The sequence below is a fragment of the Niabella drilacis genome, assembly GCF_900101395.1.
In the GTDB taxonomy this organism is placed as follows: domain Bacteria; phylum Bacteroidota; class Bacteroidia; order Chitinophagales; family Chitinophagaceae; genus Niabella; species Niabella drilacis.
Map to the genome: position 1 here is coordinate 149,513 of NZ_FMZO01000007.1, position 21,844 is coordinate 171,356.

At 49.1% G+C, this 21,844-nt stretch carries 17 protein-coding genes; 15 read left to right on the forward strand and 2 right to left on the reverse strand.

All coding sequences use genetic code 11. The annotated features are described in order from the left end of the window. Window positions 1-175 precede the first annotated feature (175 nt). Together BLS44_RS14105 and BLS44_RS14110 are read left to right on the forward strand one after the other, a co-directional pair. Complete coding sequence (locus tag BLS44_RS14105; RefSeq protein ID WP_176954420.1) at window positions 176-748, forward strand: YceI family protein; 573 nt, start codon at window positions 176-178, stop codon at window positions 746-748. A gap of 61 nt (window positions 749-809) precedes the next feature. Next, window positions 810-1,442: an NAD(P)H-dependent oxidoreductase gene (locus BLS44_RS14110; RefSeq protein ID WP_090390738.1), complete on the forward strand. Its 633-nt coding sequence runs from the start codon at window positions 810-812 to the stop codon at window positions 1,440-1,442. A gap of 79 nt (window positions 1,443-1,521) precedes the next feature. Here BLS44_RS14110 and BLS44_RS14115 read toward each other — a convergent pair whose 3' ends face one another. Further along, complete coding sequence (locus BLS44_RS14115; RefSeq protein ID WP_090390739.1) at window positions 1,522-2,748, reverse strand: serine hydrolase domain-containing protein; 1,227 nt, start codon at window positions 2,746-2,748, stop codon at window positions 1,522-1,524. Between the two features lie 670 nt (window positions 2,749-3,418). Between BLS44_RS14115 and BLS44_RS14120 the strand changes: the two genes are divergently transcribed. From BLS44_RS14120 to BLS44_RS14155, 7 genes are all read left to right on the forward strand, one after another. Beyond that, on the forward strand, window positions 3,419-3,781 hold the full coding sequence (locus BLS44_RS14120) for a hypothetical protein (protein ID WP_090390740.1): 363 nt from the start codon (window positions 3,419-3,421) through the stop codon (window positions 3,779-3,781). 10 nt (window positions 3,782-3,791) lie between these two features. After that, entirely contained in the window at window positions 3,792-4,241 is a 450-nt protein-coding gene (locus tag BLS44_RS14125) for an SRPBCC family protein (protein WP_090390741.1), read from the forward strand. A gap of 277 nt (window positions 4,242-4,518) precedes the next feature. Next, window positions 4,519-5,568: a FecR domain-containing protein gene (locus BLS44_RS14135; protein WP_090390743.1), complete on the forward strand. Its 1,050-nt coding sequence runs from the start codon at window positions 4,519-4,521 to the stop codon at window positions 5,566-5,568. Window positions 5,569-5,747: 179 nt separating this feature from the next. Further along, window positions 5,748-9,056, forward strand: coding sequence for a SusC/RagA family TonB-linked outer membrane protein (locus BLS44_RS14140; protein ID WP_218127758.1), 3,309 nt, complete (start codon window positions 5,748-5,750; stop codon window positions 9,054-9,056). A gap of 11 nt (window positions 9,057-9,067) precedes the next feature. Continuing rightward, window positions 9,068-10,933 carry a RagB/SusD family nutrient uptake outer membrane protein gene (locus tag BLS44_RS14145; RefSeq protein ID WP_090390744.1) on the forward strand — a complete coding sequence of 622 codons (1,866 nt, stop codon included), beginning with the start codon at window positions 9,068-9,070 and terminating at the stop codon, window positions 10,931-10,933. 31 nt (window positions 10,934-10,964) lie between these two features. Then, complete coding sequence (locus BLS44_RS14150; protein ID WP_090390745.1) at window positions 10,965-11,957, forward strand: BT_3987 domain-containing protein; 993 nt, start codon at window positions 10,965-10,967, stop codon at window positions 11,955-11,957. 19 nt (window positions 11,958-11,976) lie between these two features. Then, window positions 11,977-12,804 carry an endonuclease/exonuclease/phosphatase family protein gene (locus BLS44_RS14155; protein WP_090390746.1) on the forward strand — a complete coding sequence of 276 codons (828 nt, stop codon included), beginning with the start codon at window positions 11,977-11,979 and terminating at the stop codon, window positions 12,802-12,804. A gap of 51 nt (window positions 12,805-12,855) precedes the next feature. Here the strand turns inward: BLS44_RS14155 and BLS44_RS14160 are convergent, their stop codons facing one another. Beyond that, entirely contained in the window at window positions 12,856-13,446 is a 591-nt protein-coding gene (locus BLS44_RS14160) for an RNA polymerase sigma factor (protein WP_176954421.1), read from the reverse strand. 871 nt (window positions 13,447-14,317) lie between these two features. Here BLS44_RS14160 and BLS44_RS14165 point away from each other — a divergent pair. The 6 genes from BLS44_RS14165 (at window position 14,318) to BLS44_RS14190 (ending at window position 21,830) form a co-directional block, all read left to right on the forward strand. Further along, a complete protein-coding gene (locus BLS44_RS14165; protein WP_090390748.1) occupies window positions 14,318-15,109 on the forward strand; it encodes an MlaE family ABC transporter permease in 792 nt (263 codons plus the stop codon). A 2-nt stretch (window positions 15,110-15,111) separates the two neighbouring features. Beyond that, window positions 15,112-15,885 carry an ABC transporter ATP-binding protein gene (locus BLS44_RS14170; protein ID WP_090390749.1) on the forward strand — a complete coding sequence of 258 codons (774 nt, stop codon included), beginning with the start codon at window positions 15,112-15,114 and terminating at the stop codon, window positions 15,883-15,885. Window positions 15,886-15,888: 3 nt separating this feature from the next. Further along, the gene (locus tag BLS44_RS14175; protein ID WP_090390750.1) at window positions 15,889-16,902 is read left to right on the forward strand and encodes an MlaD family protein; all 1,014 of its coding nucleotides are present in this window, start codon (window positions 15,889-15,891) and stop codon (window positions 16,900-16,902) included. Between the two features lie 28 nt (window positions 16,903-16,930). Continuing rightward, window positions 16,931-18,295, forward strand: a complete 1,365-nt coding sequence (locus BLS44_RS14180; protein ID WP_176954422.1) for a glycosyl hydrolase — start codon at window positions 16,931-16,933, stop codon at window positions 18,293-18,295. A 532-nt stretch (window positions 18,296-18,827) separates the two neighbouring features. Further along, complete coding sequence (locus BLS44_RS14185) at window positions 18,828-20,249, forward strand: hypothetical protein (RefSeq protein WP_143019770.1); 1,422 nt, start codon at window positions 18,828-18,830, stop codon at window positions 20,247-20,249. Between the two features lie 66 nt (window positions 20,250-20,315). Next, a complete protein-coding gene (locus BLS44_RS14190) occupies window positions 20,316-21,830 on the forward strand; it encodes a hypothetical protein (protein WP_143019771.1) in 1,515 nt (504 codons plus the stop codon). Window positions 21,831-21,844: the final 14 nt, after the last annotated feature.

Genomic DNA, 21,844 nt, shown 5'->3' on the forward strand with positions numbered 1-21,844 from the left:
TGATTTATTAGCCGCTGATTCGCTGATTATTTATATAATAGTTAACGTTCCGGCCAACGCTTTCCGCACCCTGTAAACCGCCACTTAATCTAGGTTATTTTTTAAGACCAGCACTTGTGGTTGCTTTGCACCTGCATTTGTAAAGCAGTATATGTTCTTAAAAAATTATCAACAGATGAAAAAAATTTTCTTATTCCTCGGGCTTTCAATATTCAGTATCCAGTTATTGGCCCAAACCACCTGGTCGGCCGACCCCATGCACTCTTCGGTCAATTTTACCATTAAACATATGGGGATCAGTTTTGTGACAGGCAAATTTGATCAGTTCCGGGGGACCCTCGAAACATCAAAAGCAGATTTTTCCGATGCAAAGATCCATTTTACGGTAGCTACAGCCAGCATCAATACCGGCGTGGCTCCCCGCGATAAGCACCTGAAAACCGCGGATTTTTTTGAGGTGGAAAAGTTCCCGGAAATGAAATTTGTAAGCACAGGGTTTCAAAAGAAAACGGGCAACCGGTATGCCCTTAAAGGCAATCTTACTATTAAAGATGTTACAAAACCCGTTGTTCTGGAGGCAATTTATGGCGGAAAAACAAAGAACCAGATGGGTAAAGAAGTGATCGGTTTTCAGACTTCACTGAAGATCAATCGGTTTGACTATCATATCCTTTTTGATCCGACAGGCCAGGCAGTGGCAAGGGACGTGGAGGTAAGGATCTACCTGGAGCTGCAGCCACAGCAATAGGAGCTTGCCTTTGTGGCATGGATGTTTTTTATTTTTTTAAATGATTTTCAAATACAGGACTATGAAAATAATCGAACAACTCAACTGGCGGTATGCCACCAAGGCGATGGACGGGAGGCGCATTCCGGAGGACAAGATCGGGAGGATTTTAGAGGCAGCCCGGCTGGCACCTTCTTCCAACGGGTTGCAGCCGTTTGAGATTATTGTGATCAGCAACCAGGAGTTAAAGGAAAAGATCCGACCGGCGGCGTTCGATCAGCAGCAAATTACCGGCTGCTCGCATCTTTTGGTATTTGCGGCCTGGGATCAGTATACGCCCGGAAGGATCGATGCATTTATTGAGCATACAGCCAGGGAAAGAGGGGGCGACCCGGAGCGGCTGGAGCGACACCGGCAATCATTGCTTAACAACTTCGGAAGCATGGATAAAGACAGGGGCTACGCTCATGCTGCCCGGCAGGCTTACCTCTCACTGGGAGTAACGATCGTTGCGGCGGCAGCGGAAGGCGTGGATGGCACTCCTATGGAAGGATTTGATCCGGTACAACTGGATGAGATCCTGGGGCTGAAACAAAAAGGATTGCGGAGCGCAGTGATCATCGCCCTGGGATACAGAGATACAGAAAAAGACTGGCTGGTCAATCTTAAGAAAGTCAGGAAACATAAGGACCAGTTCATTACAGAATTGAACTAAGTTGTAAGTGTTGGTTGTGGTTAAAGCCTGGCCCGGTTATTCCGGTGCCAGGCTTGTTTTATGGCGGGCAAGGTCCGTTTTACGGGTAGCCCAGCACCGAACGGGCAGCCCGGCCGGCCTTGCTCAATGCCCTTAAACAGCCTTCAAACCGGGTTTTGCTGGTAAGATCCCAGTAAGGTAACAGTACCACCACAGATACATCGGCAGCAGGGTCGTAAGCCATCATCGAAAGATAGCCTACGGTGGCGCCGTTATGGCCATATCCCAGGCCTTCGATATGAGAGCAGCCTAAGGAATACCGGCTCCCATCCGTTGGTTTGGCCGGGCCCTCACTGTTTTGCATCAGTGTAACGGTTTCCGGTTTCAGCACATTACGCCCCTGCATCAGGCTCCGGATATACCTGTTAAGATCCGTCATGGTTCCAATCCCGTTACCTTCAGCTATATGACCCGATGCATTTTCCTGGTCCGTAATGATGGTCGTATCCGGAAGCCGGATCATACCCGTAAGATAGGGCGCCGGTAATTGCTTATCGGCAGCGCTTTCTATAAACCGCACTCCAAGCGGGATCTTAGCGGCCACCCCGGTGATCTTCTCATGCATGTAATCGGCATAGGTCTTGGTTTTACCGGAATGAAAGGAATATATTCTTGCAATGATCTCTCCCAGGATGGAGTAGCCGGTATTGGAATAGTGATAGACCGTATTGGGAGGGCCATAGGTAAGATGGTGCTGGGTAAGCACATTGATATACTCGGGGGTCGTAAACGGGTGATCCGGATCCAGGGTCATGGCGTGCTCCAGGTAGGTATCCCCGTTAACCGCGTACTGGGTGGTATCATTGGTAAGATCGTAAACCCCGGCATTGTGCTGTAGCAGCTGCCGGATAGTGATCTCATTCCTGTGCGGAAAATTCCAGGCGGGGTCTGAAGGTACATAAGAAAGTCCGCTGCCGGGGATCGTTGCGGTGATCTTATCGTCAATATGCAGCCAGCCTTCCTGTTGCATGTTCAGGATAGCCGTAGCGGTGAAATTTTTTGTGTTGCTTGCAAACCGGAACCAGGTGGTTTCTTTCACCGGTTTCCCGTTCTTTCCCGTGGAAGAGGCGAAGTAGCGGCCGTTGGGCGTCTCGACGAGCACACTGATGGAAGGAACCGGAGCGTCCAATGCTTTCTCCAGCGACCGTCGTTCCTGTTCGATGACTGCATTGAGTTTCGATTGAAGAGAAGGGTCTGATTTGCCGCAGGAAGCTAATGTTTGCAGGCCTATCCAGCAGCTTAAAAATAGTAAGCGGAATGGTTTCATAAACAGGGTATTTTGAGGTGATGGGCATAATACGGTTTGTTATGGAGCATTGCAGATATCCGCCCGGGCAGGACCAACCTGATCATCAGGGACTAAAAGCAGCCCGGGACCTGGTCGTATCCTGCGGAACAGTCTTCCGGTTTATCTGGTAGTACAAATATACAAAGAATTGCAGGTGATCGATCCCCGGGGGGCGGGCAAGTCAGGGTAAACGCATCTAATTACAGCAATGATCAGCTCCGGAGGGGCGTTGTGTCTGATGGGGCCTGACAATTTTATGCGGAACCGTTTTTTTCTCATTAATGCCTGGCTGCAAACACGGGGCACTTAAGCGCCGGGTTGTATAAGTTGCTGCTTAAAAGCGGCGCTACTTGTTACGTTGGGTATAACCTCCAACAATTAGGAAAATAAGGATAATGAGTATTATTGTAAGCATGGCAGATACATAAAGAGGGATTCACTGACCGGGCAGGTTGGGGTCAGGCTTTCGTTTTTTTAATGAACATCACAACGGAGGCTGTGCCGGTTGCGGAGAAAGTAATCTTATACAGCAGATCAGGAAAATCCCACATAAAGATATTTTTTTAAAGATAGGGATTTATCGCGACGAAATGGTCCCGCAGAGCAGGAGCAGGGCTAACGCATCTGGATCTTATAAGGGCGTATTTTTATGATTAAGGCGGCATATATTGCTGTGCTTCAGCGTTCCGGACCTTTGAATGGCTGCTCCTTTGCCCAGGAGATGCTGAAAGCACAGAAAAAGGTTTTCAATTTTGGCCAGATCAATCGGCAAACGGTCTTAAAGGGGATTAGCCCCGGTGCGCGTACCGTAGCAGTATACCGGTATGGCTGTCCGGCTAAAACGGGGTATTCGCAAAATGCCCTGCAGAATGTCGTATCCACCCTTGTTCAAAGCCGGTATTTACCTTCATCTTTGATAAAAGAAACGGAAGCCGGCAAGCGGCAAATGGTGGAGCAGCTACCACCTCAAAAACGGGCGGAACCGAAAAGCCAGACGAGTAGGGACTTATAAAACTATTTTTATGTCAGACAACAAAGTTTCATTGCACCGGGTGCTTAAAGCGTCTCCCGAAAAAGTATATCGTGCTTTTACCGAAGCCCTGGCAATCGCTTCATGGTTGCCTCCCTGGGGTTTTCTTTGTACCGTGCACGAAATGAACGTGAAAGTAGGCTGCTCCTTTAGGATGTCGTTCCAGAATTTTACAACCGGGAACAGCCATTCCTTTGGCGGAGATTACCTGGCGCTTGAACCGAACGCATTCCTGAAGTATACCGACAAATTTGAAGACCCGAATATGCCGGATGTTATGACCACCTCCGTATGGCTTCAAAAAACTTCTGTTGGTACGGAATTGAAGGTCTTGCAGGAGAATATACCTGCAATGATACCCGCAGAAATGTGCTACCTGGGCTGGCAGGAGTCGCTGGAAAAGCTGGCGAAGCTGGTGGAGCCTGAGATACCGGATGCATAGCAGGGCAGCAGAAGACTCCGTTTTGCCTGTGCCGGTCTGCACGATCCGCAGGAAACCGGTCCTCTGCTTTTTAATCAAGACAGGCATCTGATTTATTTTGCCGGGTCTGTGTTGTAACAACACGGGCCCGGCAAAATTTTTTTGTACAAACCGGTCTTATGTTTTTTCACCCTTTTGCCGTGCCATATGCGGGCCTGTTTTATTGCTGCCGGACCGGCTAAAAAAAAATAATGACGCCGACCCCTACCACCGGCGTTTTTTCGGATATATTATGTAGATGGAAAATAAAGAAATATTGCTGCTGATCGGGAAGCTGAAATCAAAACAGATTGATGCAGAGGAACTTTCCCGGTTAAAACGACTGTTGTCGGAGACCGGAACTGCGAAGGAACTTCTCGCTGATATGCAGCAGGCTTTTAGTGACCTGGAACTCAGGGAGGATAAACTCCCGGGATTTTCCCGGCAGGACCAGGTAAAAGCACAGCTGCTGAGCAAGCTGCAGGCAGGAACGCGCTCTTCAGGAAAATGGAGAAGATTATGGCCGGCGGTTGCTATAGCAGCTTCTGTACTCCTTGTGGCCGGTTTCCTGATGCTATATAAAAAACAGGAACCGGCTCCCCCTGCCATCGTTTGGCAAACCGTTGAAACAAAACACGGGGAACATAAGCGGGTAATCCTGGGCGACGGAAGCTCGATTTTGCTGAACGGGAATTCGAGGCTTCAATATCCCGCAGGCAATTTAAAATATATCCGGATCGTGAAGCTCGACGGGGAAGGCTTTTTTGAGGTGGCGAAAGACGCGGCCCGGCCATTCTATGTAGCGGCATCCGATTTTGTAACGCGGGTAGTGGGTACGTCGTTTAATATTGATTCCAAAATTGAAAAGACCATAGAAGTGAATACCGGGAAGGTGAATGTTTTTTCACTCAGCGCCATGCAATTTCAATCCTGTCTCGCAAATATGCAGGCCAATCAGCAACGCTTTCAGCAGCAAATTGAGCAGATCAGTTTTAACAAGGCGGTCCTGGAAAAAGGACAGAAAGCCCGGCTTACAGGAAACGCCTGGACCGTGTTCCGCTTTAACACCAAGAACTGGCACGACAATGAGCTGGTTTATCTCAATGAGCCGCTATGGCAGGTTGCTGAAAAAGCCTACCGGTTTTACGGGGATTCCATCTATGTAAGTCCCAGGCTTTCCTCAGCCCAGATAACCATCACTTTCCGCAATAAAAACGTGGAACAGGTAGTGAAGACACTTAGTGAAATTACCAATTCGAAATTAATAAAAGATAAAAAAGACAATATATGGAAGATCCTGAATAAATAACCCATTCCAAAAAAAGCCAGAAGTGCATGGCACTTCTGGAGCTGTTCAAGCGTGTCTGCAGTCGGCCTGAGAAACTTCCTGAGACACAGCTGATTTATTAACAAAGTATCACCTTTATTAACAATGCAAAGATGCAAAAAAAAAGACTTACTTACTGTATCCAAAATCTCAAACAGATTATGCGCATTTCTTTTATGCTATGGGCGTTTCTTTTGACCACCTGTATCGTTTTTGCCAGTAACAGCAGCTATGGGCAGAAGGAGCTGGAGCGAACCATTCATGTCAGTTTCAACAATATCAGTCTGCAGCAGGCACTTGAAAAGTTGCAGACGGATTATCAAATACCGCTGGCTTATAATAATGACGAGGTTTTCCTGAGGGCCCGGGTAAACTATACGGCAACCAAACAGGCAAAAGTTATTCTTACGGACCTTTTAAAGAGTCATAATATGACTTTTGAATTGCGCCACGATTTTGTTCGCATCGTACGTCGCCAGGTGCCGGACAGGCCGGTGATTTTCCGGGAGCGCGAAATTACCGGAACGGTTGTTAATAAAGCCGGCGAGCCGCTGGCGGGAGTTTCTGTTTTTGTAAAAGATAAACCTGGCATCGGAACAACTACGGATATCAACGGTAAATTTGTACTGGTAGTACCGTCTTCAGCAACGCTTGTGTTCCAAAATGTTTCCTATAAACCCGTGGAGATGGCCGTTGGAACGCAGCAGACCTTACAGGTAACAATGGAGCTGACGGAAAAGGGGTTAGATGAAGTAGTGGTAGTGGGCTTTGGAACACAGAAGAAAATAAGCCTTGTAGGGGCGCAGTCTACCGTAAAAGCCAGGGATCTCCAAATTCCTGTAGCCAATCTTTCCAACGCGCTCTCCGGCCGTATTGCGGGCGTGGTTTCTGTACAACGGACCGGGGAGCCGGGCTTTGATGATGCCAGTATCTGGATCCGTGGTATCTCCACTTTCAGCCAGGGCCTCAGCGAGCCATTGGTGCTGGTTGATGGTACTCCACGCAAAATGGCCAATGTTGACCCCGAAGATATTGAGAGCTTCACTGTTTTAAAGGATGCGTCGGCAACCGCAGTTTACGGGGTAAGGGGCGCCAACGGGGTGGTGATCATTAAAACGAAAAGCGGTCGCACGGGACGCCCGAGGTTTAACTTTCGCTACTACGAAGGGATCACCGAATTTACCAGGCTGCCCGAGTTTGCAGATGGCATCACTTATATGCGCATGTCTAACGAAGCACTCACCAACCGTGGCGCCAGCCCCCTGTACAGCGAGGAACGTATTCAGAAAACAGCCAGCGGTGAGGACCCGTATCTTTACCCGAACGTGGATTGGATGGGCACCCTGTTTAACCGGCACGGCTACCAGCGACGTGGCAATCTTAATATCAACGGAGGGTCTGATCTGACAACTTATTATGTCGGCATCAGCTACTTTGATGAAAAAGGGTTGTATAAGCAGGATGATCTGGTCAAGTACAACCAGCAGGTTGGCTATAAGCGCTATAATCTTACCTCCAACCTTACGGTTAAGCCATCGCCGCTTTCAAAAATAGAGTTGGGGATACAGGGATACCTTGCGAATGCCAACTACCCGGCAGCCGGGCAGGGGGATATCTTTGAAGGAGCCTGGTATATGACGCCGGTGGTGCATCCCCCGATGTATGAGAATGGAACCGTACCGGACCAGCGCTCGGGTTCGCTGCAAAACCCCTACGCGATGCTTACGCAAACGGGTTATGCCAACCAGTGGCGCAACCAGCTTTTTTCCAACTTACGGGCAACCCATGACCTTCCTTTTATAACAAAGGGGCTGTCGGCCACTGCCATGTTCTCGTTTGATGTATACAACTACACCAGTATGCGGCGTACCAAACGGCCGGATGCTTTCCTTGCTACCGGCAGGGATGAAAACGGGGAAATGCAATATGAGCAAACCTATGTAGGAGAGCGCTTTTTAACGTTCAGCCGCAACAGTATCGGGGAGCGTACGATGTATGTGGAAGCGGCGCTGAACTATAACCGCTCTTTCAGCAAGCATAATACCTCGGGAATGCTGTTGTTTAATAAGAGTGACCGGCTGGATGCGCAGGCAACTAATTTTATCAACTCGCTGCCGTACCGTTACCTGGGACTTTCCGGCCGTGCTACCTATAACTATGACAGCCGCTATTTTGGCGAATTTAATTTTGGATATAACGGATCTGAAAACTTCGCTCCGGAAAGCCGGTTTGGGTTTTTCCCCTCTGTGGGGCTGGCCTGGGTCATCAGCGAGGAATCCTTTTTCGGTAGTTTAAAAGATCATCTCACACTGGCCAAGATCCGTTTTTCACACGGTAAAGTGGGCAATAGTAATATAGAGGGCGACCGCAGGTTTGCTTATATTTCTACAGTGGAGGCAACTACCGGGTACGATTTCGGAAAGGACCGGAGCAACACTTTTAAAGGGTATAATATTGGCGAGTATGGCGTTAATGTTACCTGGGAAACAGCCACCAAAACCAACCTGGGTATTGATCTTCAAACGAAGAACAACGCCCTCGTTTTCCAGTTTGATGTATTTAAAGAGCACCGGGAAGGTATTTTCCTCCGCCGGGGCAATGTGCCCGGTTACGTAGGATTGCAGAAAGCGCCTTACGGGAACCTGGGTATTATCGAAAACAAGGGGATTGACGGCTCGCTCACCTACTCAAAAAAGATCGGTGAATTTTCCTTCCAGGTGCTTGGGAACCTCACTTACAACAGGAATAATATTATCGAAAATGACCAGCCGGCTCCTTTATATCCCTGGCTGGATCAGCGCGGGCATAAAGTAGGCCAGCGCTGGGGACTGAACGCGCTGGGCCTGTTTGAATCGGATAACGAGATCGCCAATGGGCCGTTGCACCCGGGCCTGGTGAAACCAGGGGATATCAGGTTCCAGGATGTGAACGGCGATGGAAAAATAGATGACTTTGATAAAATACCCATTGGGTATGGTACGATCCCCGAACTTGTTTACGGGTTCGGTCTTTCGGTTTCGTACGGGAGTTTTTCCGTGTCTTCCCTCTTTCAGGGCGTTGGTAATGTTGATATCATGATGAATGGTGAAGGACTCATGCCTTTCTCGGTTTCCATGAGCCGGGGTAACCTGCTGAGTAATATTGAAGACCGCTGGACCATCGAAAATCCCCGGCAGGATGCATTTTATCCCCGGTTATCCGATGGGAGCCCCAATGGAAATTATAATACCAGTACCTGGTGGCTGAAAAACGGCCGTTACCTGCGTTTAAAAGACCTTCAGGCTTCCTATAAGCTGCCCGAGCGGATCATTAAACCGGTTGGCTTATCCGGCGCCAATATCTTTTTTGCCGGGTACAACCTGGTTACCTGGAGCCCGTTCCGGTTCTGGGACGTGGAATTGGGCGATGGCCGTGGCACGCGGTATCCGAATTTAAAAACCTACTCTGTTGGTGTTAATGTTAACTTTTAAGTATTACAAATATGAGCTCACTATATAATTATTTTCTGAAATTCCTGATCGTAACGGGCGCTGTTATCCTAAGCGCCGGCTGCTCAAAAAAATTCCTGGATCAGGTGCCGGATGACATGTTAACGGTGGATGAAGTATTTAACCGCCGGGACCTGTCTGAAGCCTGGCTGGCCAACGCGTATAACTATATACGGGACGAAGCGCACCGTACCAATGATACTCCCTGGGATGTACTGTCTGATGATTGCGATGTATCGCAGCGCAACGCTCCGTACAGGGTAAACCTGGGCAACTGGAACGCGTCCTCCAACTACTGGAACTTTTGGGATCATTATTATAAAGGGATCCGTACTGCGACCACGTTCATCAATCATATAGAGGGCAACCAGGAGATATTAAAGGAGCGGGAGGGCGCAGCGCTGATCAAGCGGAGAAAGGCGGAAGCCCGCTTCCTGAGAGCCTTTTTTTATTCCGAGATCCTGAAACAATATGGTCCGTTTATTATCCTGGGCGATGAAGAAATAGATCCGGATCTGCCATTGACGGACCCCGCAATGCAGATGCCCCGGTCGTCCTATGATGAGTGCGTTGATTACATTATCGCTGAACTGAACCAGGCGGAAGCTGATCTGGATATTGAGCACTATTACAATGGCGATGCCGTACTGGAGAACGATATGGGCCGGGCCAGTAAACTCCTTTGCAAGGCGGTAAAAAGTAAAGTGCTGCTGTATGCTGCCAGTCCGCTGGTGAATGGCAACACCGAGTACGCCAACTTTAAAAACCATGATGGTAAAGCCCTTATCAGTACCACTTACGATGTGGGCAAATGGACCAGGGCTGCCGAAGCAGCAAAAGCGATCATCGATTATGCAGAAACTTCAGGAAAACTGGGGCTCTATAAGAAATATACCAGTGGTGTGCTGGATCCGTATCTTTCTTACAGGGATGCTTTCCTGGATTCGTGGAATATAGAATGGATCCTGGCAAGGGGCAAAAATAACCTTAGCAGCTACCAGCGGTCGTCTACACCCCGTTTAGCAAACGGGTATGCTTCTATGGGGCCTACACAGCAATTGATTGATGCTTACAGGATGGCGAATGGCGAGAGCCCTGTGGAGGGGTACAATAGCGACGGAAGCCCTGTTGTCAACAGCGCCAGCGGCTATTCCGAAACAGGATTTTCCAGCTTCCGCGCACCGGGATCAACACGGGCCAAGAACACCTTTAATATGTATATTAACCGGGAACCGCGTTTTTATGCCACGGTTACCTACAGCGGCAGCGACTGGATCAATACGACTTCGAGCCTGGGCGTAAGGGAGATCGAATTGTACTATACCGGTGAATCAGGGAAAGGCGGCTCGCATGATTATTCGGAAACAGGCTATATTTTCCGGAAAAATATTTCACCCACCTATCACCCCACGCAAAATAATGTGGCCCGCCCGTTTGTGATGATGCGCTATGCAGAAATACTGCTGAACTATGTTGAAGCGCTCAATGAATCGCAGCCATCTAATCCTGATGTACTGAAATATCTTAACCAGGTACGCGAGCGGGGAGGTTTACCGGCATTGACAGCCGGTCTGGGTCAATCGGAAATGCGCCGGCATATCCGCACGGAAAGACGTATTGAGTTAACCATGGAGCAGCTCCGGTACTTCGATACAAGGCGCTGGAAAATTGCAGAGCAAACCGATGGCGGATCTTTTTATGGTATGAATGTAGAGGGGGGTACCTCCAATACAGACCTGAACTTTTTTAAGAGGACCCGGTTTGAGACCAGAGTGTTCCGGAAGAGTTTCTATTTCTTCCCGATCCCGCAAACAGAAGTTCAACGTAATCAAAACCTCGTGCAAAATCCCGGCTGGTAATCTTTTACCGTCCACTTAATGTAATTATACAATGACAAATAAAATCATAACAACGCCCCGGCTTATTACCACCGGCAGTTTATTGGTACTATGCCTGTTATTTCAGAACTGTAAGAAGCCCGCCTTTAAGGTGGAGGATCCTGAATCTTATGCGCATGTGTTTATGCCGCTGGCAAGTAACGGGGCTATCACAAAAGCACTCCCCATTAAAGATGAGTGGATCAGCAGCTCCCTGGGTGTGGGCTATGGCGGTCCTGCAGAACTGAGCCAGGCAATTGATATTACCCTGGAGATCGACCCGGCATCGATCGCGACCTACAATGAGCAAAACAATACCAGTTATGAACTGCCGCCGGCCGGAAGTTACCGGCTGAGCGGGGACCAGGTCCAGATCGCATCCGGAAAGAACGGGAGTAACTCCGTTTCGCTGGATATAAACCCGCTGAAACTGGGTGGTACCCGGGCGTATCTTGTTCCCGTAAGCATTAAAACAGTAAGCTCCACCCTCACAGTAGCGGCGGGGCTGAAGACTACTTATTTTATTGTGAACGGGTTTTATGAAACCAATCCCTTTGCTCCTTACCCGATCAGCGACTGGAAGATACATGATTATTCGGATGATGACTACGACGCTATTGGCGGCCGGGCGCCTTATTGCATTGATGGAGATGTAAATACCTGCTGGCTGTCTACCTACCGGCGGGTCAATGGCTGGCGGCCGGGCCATCCGCACTACGTAACGATCGATATGCAAAAGAGCCAGGTATTGCATGGTATTAAACTGTATGGCCGCCGTGGTGCTTCAAATGCTTATCTGTTCCCCAAGACTGTACAGATAGAAACAAGCGAGGACGCTGTAACCTGGAGCACAGCCGGTATTTTTACAATTGCAGCATCTTCTGATGAAACTGCAGCCACCATGTATCTTGAGAAAAGCGTCGCCGGCCGTTATATGAAGGTGACGGTACTGAGCAGTGCCACGGGCGGCGAAACAACCGCGGTGGCAGAAATTGAAGCCTTCTGATAATCTGTATTATTTCAATATGAATATGTTTGGAAAACGATATATGTATGCTTTTTTTTTCCTCTTCTGCGCTTGCAGCAAGGGGAAAAAAGAAGCTCCGAAAACAGATCCTCCCCTGCAAAAAGAGGTTACGGTAAAAACGATGACCTACAATATTTATGGTGCGCGCAGCGGGGGGATTCCGGACCTGCAGGCCATTGCGGATGTCATTAAACGCGTAGATCCGGAACTGGTGGCCCTTCAGGAAGTTGATAAGTTCACGACCCGCAATGCGAACAACGGGGATATTGCCAAAGAGCTGGCCCGGCTCACCAATATGGATTATTTTTTTGCCAAAGCCATAGATACCTATGGCGGGGAATACGGCGATGCGGTGCTGTCTAAATTGCCGGTGAAGGAAAAAAAAGCCTATAACCTGGAGGTAGACCCGGCCCTTGGCGGGGAGCGGAGATCCGTTGCCCGGATCCTGGTAGAAAAAGAAGGGAAACCATTCTATTTCATCAGCACCCACTTTGATCATCTGGGCGATGAACGCAACCGTATCAGGCAGGCACAGGACTTTGTAGCACTTGTTAAAACGTTTGACAAGCCGGTTATTGTGGGGGCCGATTTCAATGCGCTTCCTGCTTCCAATACTATTGAGTTACTGCGCGGGCATTTTTCATTGGGCTGCTTAAATGGCGACTGCAAGCAGTTCACCTTTTCAACTGCGGCTCCTAACCGGACCATAGATTATCTCATCTATGCGCCGCTGAATGCGTTTACGACGAAGTTGTACAGTGTTTACGACTGGGCAAACAGGGAGTCGGACCATTTTCCTGTGCAGGCTACATTTACCGTCCGGTAAAACACCCGCTATAAGCGCTCGGGTTGTGTTGAGCGCGTGCTGCACCGGCGGCTATGTACCAAAACATACATAAAGAATGATCAGCCGCATAACAATATCATGCTCCCTGGCCAGGTAATCTTTCATCGATTTCATGGCCAGGGACATATGTTCTTTTACCGTATTGGGCGAGATTTCCAGGAACCGCGCAATTTCTTTATGACTTAGGCCCTCTTCCCTGCAAAGCTGAAATATGCGTTTCCGCTGAGGGGGAAGCTGCGCCAGAGCCTGCTCATACAGGGTCCGGTATGCCCCGCCCAGGTGGTCCACCGGTGTAGTGGCAACGCGTAAGGTTTCCTGGCGCTGCAGGTTCGCAAGGGCATCCGCTGTTTTAACCTGTTTTTCTAATTCCTTGAATACAACGTTACGGGCGATCCGGTACAGGTAATTTTTGATCGGGTATTCAGCCTTAACACGTTCTCTTGATCTCCACAGGTTGTAAAAGGTATCATGGACCATGTCGGCAACTGTGTCCTGGTCCTGGATATATTTCCTCACAAAATTGTAGAGCAGCGCCGAGTGGCGTTCATAGATCTCCAAAAATGCTTCATGGTCACCATTGCGCAGCCGGACATTAATTTGATATATCAGTTTGGATGGCATTTCAACTTGTTCATTCATTCATTGATAAAGGTAAAATCCGCTTGTTAACTCAATATTAAGGCGTCTCTGAAATACAACACATCAATGGCCATTTGCATGCTGATCCCAGGTTGATTTGTCTTTGAATCTTCCGCCACCGCCCGGTTAGAAATACGTTTTTCCTTAATCCAGATAATGCTGAATCACGATATCCTGCGATCATTACGCTAACATTGGTGCACTATAAATGGCAATTCCGTTAATAGTCCCGAAGGTACGGTATCTGCCGTAAAATTTAATAAATTCATACAGAAACGAGCCCTGTTGCTTAAGTACGGAAACACAGCGGACCTGCGGCGCATTATCTGGGGCGCTTGCCGATTACCGGCCAGGTAACTAAAGGCTACCCGGGTAAAATTGATCATAGCGATCCTGCTTTTATAAATATTTAGCAATCAAATATTAATAATTTAGCGATTCTTTGTTTATAAAGCCGGTAACTTCATAGAGCAGCCTGCAGTATTTTTTACGGGAGTGTAAAGATGCACTGCCCGGGTATGGTTTCCCGGGTGCCACAGGCAGGTCTCCGGGCCTGGCAGGCCCTTCGCAAAGGCGCTTTTTGTGGCGTAATCCCCGGCAGAGAACGGTTATGGAAGAGGGCTCTGGCAAGACCCCCGTATGCCGGCTTCTCCGGGTATTTTGCGGCGGGCGGCATTTAACCCGGAATTAATTTTATTCTTGGCGCAGGTTATGCTACATTCACCATCAAAACAGCAGTTGTGTTGGCAATGTATGCGCAACAGGAGGAGCCGCCCGGTGCTGACAGAGCCGGAGCGGATACCCGGATTGTATCGTAAACCCGGCCGCAATTTGCTAAAATTAAAACCTGGCAATGGAACCTATCGGACAATCAGGCAAACCTGTTATTTCGAAGCGCATCGATCATTTCTTTATTACCGTATACGCGATATTCGGGTTTATCGGCCGGTTCCTTCGCGAAGTTGTACGCCCCCCTTTTGAAACCCGGGAATTCATCCGCCAGTGTTTTCATATCGGCAACAAGTCGTTGCCGCTGATCAGTCTCACCGGCTTCATTACCGGGCTGGTATTTACCAAGCAGTCCCGGCCCTCCCTGGCTGAGTTCGGAGCTACATCCTGGCTGCCCTCGCTGATATCCATTGCCATTGTGCGGGCGCTGGCCCCGCTGGTAACAGCGCTGATCTGTGCCGGCCGTGTGGGATCGAGCATGGGTGCAGAGCTGGCTTCTATGAAAGTGACCGAGCAGATAGATGCCATGGAGGTTTCGGCTATTAATCCCTTCAAATACCTGGTTGTAACAAGGGTGCTGGCCTGTGTGGTATGCCTGCCGTTGCTGATGTGCTACAACGGGTTGATAGCGCTTGCCGGCGCTTTCGTCGACATCCACCTGAACGAGCAGACCAGCATGGATACATTTATACAGAATGCATTTACCAATATTTCATTCCTGGATCTTATGTCCTCGCTTGTAAAGGTGCTCATATATGGGTTTACAATTGGCATCGTTAGTTGCTACCAGGGATTTCATGCTACCCAGGGTACAGAAGGCGTTGGCAAATCTGCCAATGTATCCGTGGTGGCATCCATGTTCCTGATCTTTATAGAAGAGGTGATTATTGTTCAGCTGGTGAATATGATACGATAACTATGAAATCTTTTATCCCCGATATCAACAGGCAGGAAACGGTGATCTCGATCCGGGATCTGTATAAATCATTTGGCGGTAATCATGTACTGCGCGGGGTAAACCTGGATCTGCACAGCGGGGAGAATATTGTTGTGTTAGGCCGCTCCGGTACAGGAAAGTCTGTGCTGATAAAAGTAATCGTTGGATTGCTGTACCCGGATGCCGGTACCGTTAATGTACTGGGGCAGGAAGTGCCGGAACTGGGGGTTCATGCACTGCGCGCGCTGCGCCTGAAAGTTGGTTTCTGCTTTCAGAACGGTGCGTTATACGACAGCATGACGGTAGGCGAAAACCTCGCCTTTCCCCTGAGGCGGAATGAGCCGGGGATGAGCCGTAAGGAGCGCGACAAGCGCATCGAAATGGTGCTGGAGGCCATCGGGCTTTCTCATACCATCGGCCAGATGCCGGCCGAGTTATCCGGCGGGCAAAAGAAGCGTATCGGTATCGGCCGCACCTTGATACTTCGCCCTGCAATCATGCTGTATGACGAGCCTACGGCAGGGCTTGACCCGATAACCTGCACGGAAATCAATGATCTTATCAATGAAGTGCAGCACCGGTTCAAAACCAGTTCTATCATTATTACACATGATCTTACCTGCGCCAAATCGACCGGTGACACGATCGCTGTGCTGAAAGAAGGCCGGTTTATACGGCGGGGAAACTTTAATGAAGTGTTCAGCTCTGAGGATGAGCTGATCCGGGAATTTTATGAGTATAATTTTATTCAATAGCGCATGAAAACAACTGATTCAAGAAGGGCCACCACTGTGGGTATATTTATCGTTTTGGGATTGATCATTTTTGCTGCGGCGATCCTGGTTTTGGGCGGACAAAAGAAATCATTTATGCAATCTATACAGATCAAAGGCATTTTTCATAATGTGGGAGGCCTCTCCAGGGGCAATAATGTCTGGTACTCCGGTGTGAAGGTAGGCACGATTAAAAAGATCACTTTTATGGATCATAGCCGGATAGAAGTGCTGATGAACATTGATAAGAACGCCCGTCCTTTTATTCACAAGGATGTCAGGGCCCGGATCAGTTCCGATGGGCTCGTCGGTAACAAGATCATTGCCCTGGATGGAGGCACTGCGCAGGCGGCTCCCATCGAAGATGGCGATGTGATCATCGTGGAAGCCAGCGTCAGCACGGAGGAGATGATGGATACGCTCCAGGTGAATAACAAGAACCTGGTTGCTGTTACCGGTAACCTCAGGGTCATTATGGAAAATATTACAGCCGGCAGGGGCACGCTGGGTAAACTGATCACTGATCCCTCTGTTTACGAGCAGCTGAACCGTACCCTGGCCCTGCTGCATAAAACAGCCGGTAATACGCAGCAGCTTACAGAAGGCCTTGCGGGTTACGCTGCCAGGTTACAGAAGCCCGGCGTGCTGGCCAGCGACCTCGTAAGTGATACCGTGGTGTTCAATAAACTAAGGGGTACGGCTACCCAGCTGCAGGAAGCGGCGGTGCAGGCTAATAAGGTAGCGCACGATCTTCAGGCCGTAAGCGCAAATGTCAATAGCCGGCTCAACACTAATGAATCGCCCGCCGGCGTATTGCTGAACGATTCCGCTACGGCCCGCCAGCTGCAGCAGACGATCCGGAACCTCGAAAGCAGTACGGGCAAACTGGATACCAATATGGAAGCCCTGCGGCATAATTTCCTTTTCAGAGGCTATTTCAGAAAACAGGAAAAGCTGCGCAGGAAACAGGAAAAGCAGCAAAAGGCAGAACTGCAGTAAGCACGCAAACCGGTGTTTTAAAAAGGATATGATGAAACTCAAATGGATAGCATATGCAGGAGCCTCTTTATCCGTGGTTGCTTTATGGATCGCCATTGCTAAAGGGCAGGCCTCACCGGCAAATAGGATACCGCCTGTAACCGCAGTACCTGTCCGTGCCTTCCTGGCAAGTATCGGTGTGAATTCGTCGATATCAAAGCGCGGTGAAAGTCTTGAAAAGACCAGGGATGCGCTTCTGTATACGGGCATCTCCTGGATCAGGACCGGTTACGAAGGGGAGGTACCGGTTGAAGATCTTATAACACTTCACCGGCAAACAGGTGTCAGGTTTAGCTATGGACTTCTGAGCGGGGGAACTGATATCGCCCGGTTATTAAGCGGCGGCAAGAAGATCGCAGCGGCGGGAGCCCTCCTGGCATTTGAGGGACCCAATGAACCGAATAACTGGGGGATCGTTTACAAAGGAGAAAAGGGCGGGCGTGATGAAAGCTGGCTGCCCGTGGCCCGGTTACAGCGCGATTTGTATGCTGCGGTAAAAGCGGACCCCGTCTTGAAGGAATACCCGGTGTGGAGCCTTTCTGAAAATGGGGCGCAGACGGATCATACCGGGCTGCAGTTCCTGGAAATTCCGAAGGGCGCGCCAACACTTTTACCGGCAGGCACCCGGTTTGCTGATTTTGCTAATTGCCATAATTATATCGTTCACCCGGGATGGCCGGGCCTGCATGATAACCAGACCTGGATCGCTGCCAGTCCCGGTTTCGACAGCAGGGTAGACGGGCTGGCAGGAAACTATGGTATCACCTGGGCTAAACAGTTTAAGGGGTACACCGCTGTGCAACTGGAAACGCTGCCCCGGGTTACCACAGAGACCGGTTTAACAATGGGGCCGGGCATCACAGAAACACAGCATGCCGCGCTTTTGCTCAATATGTATTTAGCACAGTTTAAACGGGGTTGGAGTTATACCGCGGTTTATTTACTTCGCGACCGGAGTGATGAGGCCGGTAACCAGCAGTTTGGATTCTATCGCCCGGATTATACACCCAGGGCCGCCGCAATATATTTGCATAACATGACCACCATCCTGGAGGACAGGGTGGCTCCCAAAAACAGGCTGCGGCCCTTTGCTTACCGCATACAGGACAGCATACCTACAGTGCACGACCTGCTGCTCCAAAGATCCGACGGCACCTATTACCTGGTTGTATGGGGTGAAAAACTGAAGGGCAGCGATGCCGTAACCATCCGGTTCAACGGGAAACAACGGCAGCTTGATATTTATGACCCGGCAGTGGGAACGCAGGCAGTGCGTGTGGTCAAAAATACGGCAGAAGTGCAGTTGGTGCTCAGCGATCATCCACTGATTATAGCGATAAAAAGCCTGGAGTAACAGACGCGGTCATGCAGGAGCCATGGCGATGCCGGGATGTTGCCCGGAGCCTCTTTGTTTAAAGAAGGTTTCTCTTTCGTTTTTTTACCTGTGAAATCCGTAAGTCTGCAGGTGCTAACTATTTCGTTTTCGTAAAAAAATGCAATCGATTGCATTTCTGGTTGCAAAAAAGGCTACCTTGCATCAGGGCCATAATTGCCATGATAACGAGGACGATACCCATTGAAACGCAGGAACAATACCGCTGTTTTAGATGGGTAAGTGTTTGTTTTAATGCAATCGTTTACATTAATTGCCGGACCTGTGCCCAGGGACACGGATAAAGGCGGATGGAAGGTTTGTTATTGCTTAAGAAGATTGTTTTGACTGCAGGAAATTGACGGCTCAGCATCTGTATAGCATGAAATGATTCCGGATGAAATGATGAATGGCAGGTAGTACGCTATCGGGTACTGCTGCAGGCTTTGGCCAGAGAAATTGTTCTTCAACAGGGAGCATGAAACCCGTTATGCAAAAAATAAAACAGTAAATAATGTTATTGAACAGAATGCTTGTGCTTGTTATTGGAATAGTGCTGCTTCAAAGCTGCCAGAGAGAGTTGTCTACCGGTATCAGGGATGTGGTAACTGACCCGCGGGTAGATGATACCACTGCTTTTGTATTGCCCTCCACGATCACTTTTGATCTTAGGCGAACCGGCAACGAAAAGAACGGGTTGGTTGGCTTTTTGGGCTCCGTAACCACTGCAGCCCCAGCCGATGAGCTGATAACGCCGCTAAAGCCGGCGTTGTGGCGTACCGGCCGGCAGGGCGATGCCTTTGCCCTGTACCCGAGACTGAACCGGCTGGGTGTCAAAAGACAGCTATTGCTGGTGAGCGACTACAGGAATTATAACAGCTTTTATACGGATATTTTTCAGCGGAACGGCTACGGCGCGCTTACAGATACGCTTGCCCGGAGAGCAAAGGAAGCGGGCTATAATTTTGAATGGGACCTGTTTAACGAGCCCAACGACTCATTAAAGACCGATTTTAGCCGGTTTATGGCCGAATACTGGAACCCGGCTTATCATGCGGTAAAAAAGTATTTTCCTGAGGCGGCCATACATGGGCCCTCTGCCACCATCAATAATACGGCAAATGCCCGCGCCGATTCTATGCTGGTATACCAGTTCATCGATTCCGCTATTGCTTATAATACCTTACCCGATTATATCAACTGGCATTTCCAGATCGGGTATAATATTTCCGATTGGCATAACGGCTACCGCAATTCCATCGTGAACTATATCAACGGCAAAGGGAAAACAATTAAAGGCGTATTTGCGGGTGAAACGATCAGGCCCGGCGATGAGCGTAATACCAGCCCGGGGGTAGCGATAGATGTTTTTGCTGCTGCCGAAGTTTATGGCATTCCCCAGGTAAGGGCCTCCTGGACATCGCAAACCGTTTATGGTGTAGGCACCTACCCGCTGCCGGTATTGGGCGGATTGTTTAATAATACCAATGGAACAGGGCCAAGGGGCGTTTGGTGGGCACATGCATTTTACGCCGCAATGAGTGGGAAACGGGTGTTGTGTGCCAATACGCCTACGGGTACAGACCTGGTGACCGGCATTGCATTCAGGGATGATGCCGCTAAGCGCGTTACTGCCATGCTTGGAGCGCGGGATGGGCTGTCTGCAGCGCAGCTAAACCCATTGCAAAGCAGGGGCTATACCCTGCTGCTGGCCAATATGAGCGAGCTGAGTGGGTTGGTGGTCAACGGGAAAGTACATGTTAAAGTTTGGCGTAACCGGCAGACAAGGGATGCGGTAACAGGTTACGGAAGCGCAATGCTGCCGCTGATCATCGACGCTGATTTACGGGTAGATAAGAATAAGTTGCAGATCCCCTTTGTAGTAACCGGACAATGGGATGCCCTGTTGGTAACCATAACACCACCGGTGTCTTAACCACCGGACCGATCAGCGTTTTTAAACTTCATTAAAACATTATTGACCAGAATAAAGGATTACCGTATGAAAGTATTTTTTTCCGTTTGTTTTGCCCTGCTCTTGGTAGCATCGGGGTGCAAAAAAGAAAAGGACTATAACCTGCCGGCAGGACCCGTGATATTGATGGATAGTACTGCTTATGTGCTCGATTTTAATAAAGATACCCGGCCCGTTGTAGAGGGCTCCATTACATCGGGAGTGGGGTTACAGAAGGTGCAGTTCTTTTTAGCCAATAACGCCAATACACCGGTAAAGACGATCACGAAATTTGCAGACAGCTACTCCTATGATTTTTCGGAGGCGTTTGATTATAAAGAGGGGTTCCCCCAATTACGTATTATCGCAATCGATAAAAATGGAGAAAGCAATGCGCAGTGGGTTACGTTCAGAACGATCCAGAAGCGGGTTGCCCCGGTCATCACGTTCCCCTCGGATACGCTTACATTTAACCCGGCGGCTATGACCAATACAAAGTTTGCCGTAACCTCAAATGCAGGGTTAACAAACATTACTTATGTTGTATTGCGAAACGACGGTACTACCGGTACCCCGGTATCGATGGATGTTTCCGATACCACCATGCAGTATAAATTTGATGCATTGATCAATTACAACTTTGCATTGGATACCGCCTTGCAGGTTACCGCTACGGATTTTGAAGATCGTGTCACCATCGTTAAAAGGCGCATCCGGTCGCTGATAGATCTTCCGGTAATACGGATCAACAGCCTGTTTGTGCAGGCAGATGTGGCAGGCAATGTGAACATACCCATTGTTAGCCATGCCGATGGCGGCATCAAATCGATCGTGTTTTACGGTATTGGCGCCAATGGTGAAACGGTGGTAAAGACCACTTCCTATAACGGTGAAAAAGACCGGAATGTTTCGGAGCCGGTTCCGTTAACAACTGCTTACTATGCAGTAAAAGTGGTAGTGACGGACCAGGTAGGACAGACCGCGTCTGCCCGGGTAAATACGGCGATCGGTTTAAAGTATACGCAAAACTATATTGCCGGTACACAGCATTTTGCAGCAGGTAATGCCGCCAGCCCGGGTACTTATACCCTCTTTTCCGTAAAAGACCTGCGTACCTATAACCTGAACGATGTCATCGGGGTATCGGAGAATAATATAGATATGAAATTTTATATGTTCGGCGGGGCGGCTACTCCAAGGATCCTTACGCTGGACGGAAGCAGCACAGATAATAAGAATACCGAATATACCGGAGCTAATGGCAGAAATGCAGATCAGTTTGCGGTAAAGAACGCCACCCGCTTTTTAAAACTTCCGGCCGGCTTCGATTTTGATAAGGCCACGGTTACGGAAATACAGGCCCTGTCCAAATCCGGCATCACGGTTTCCAATATGAATCCGGCAAATGCGGGAGATGTGATCGCCTTTAAAACCGGTGCCACATCAGCTGCCGGCGGGGATAAAGTGGGCATTATTAAGGTGGTTAAAACAGAAGTGATCGATCCGGCCGCCAGCGCTAACCGGGGATTGTTCACCATATCGGTCAAATTTTTAAATCAATAAGGTTTATAAAGACG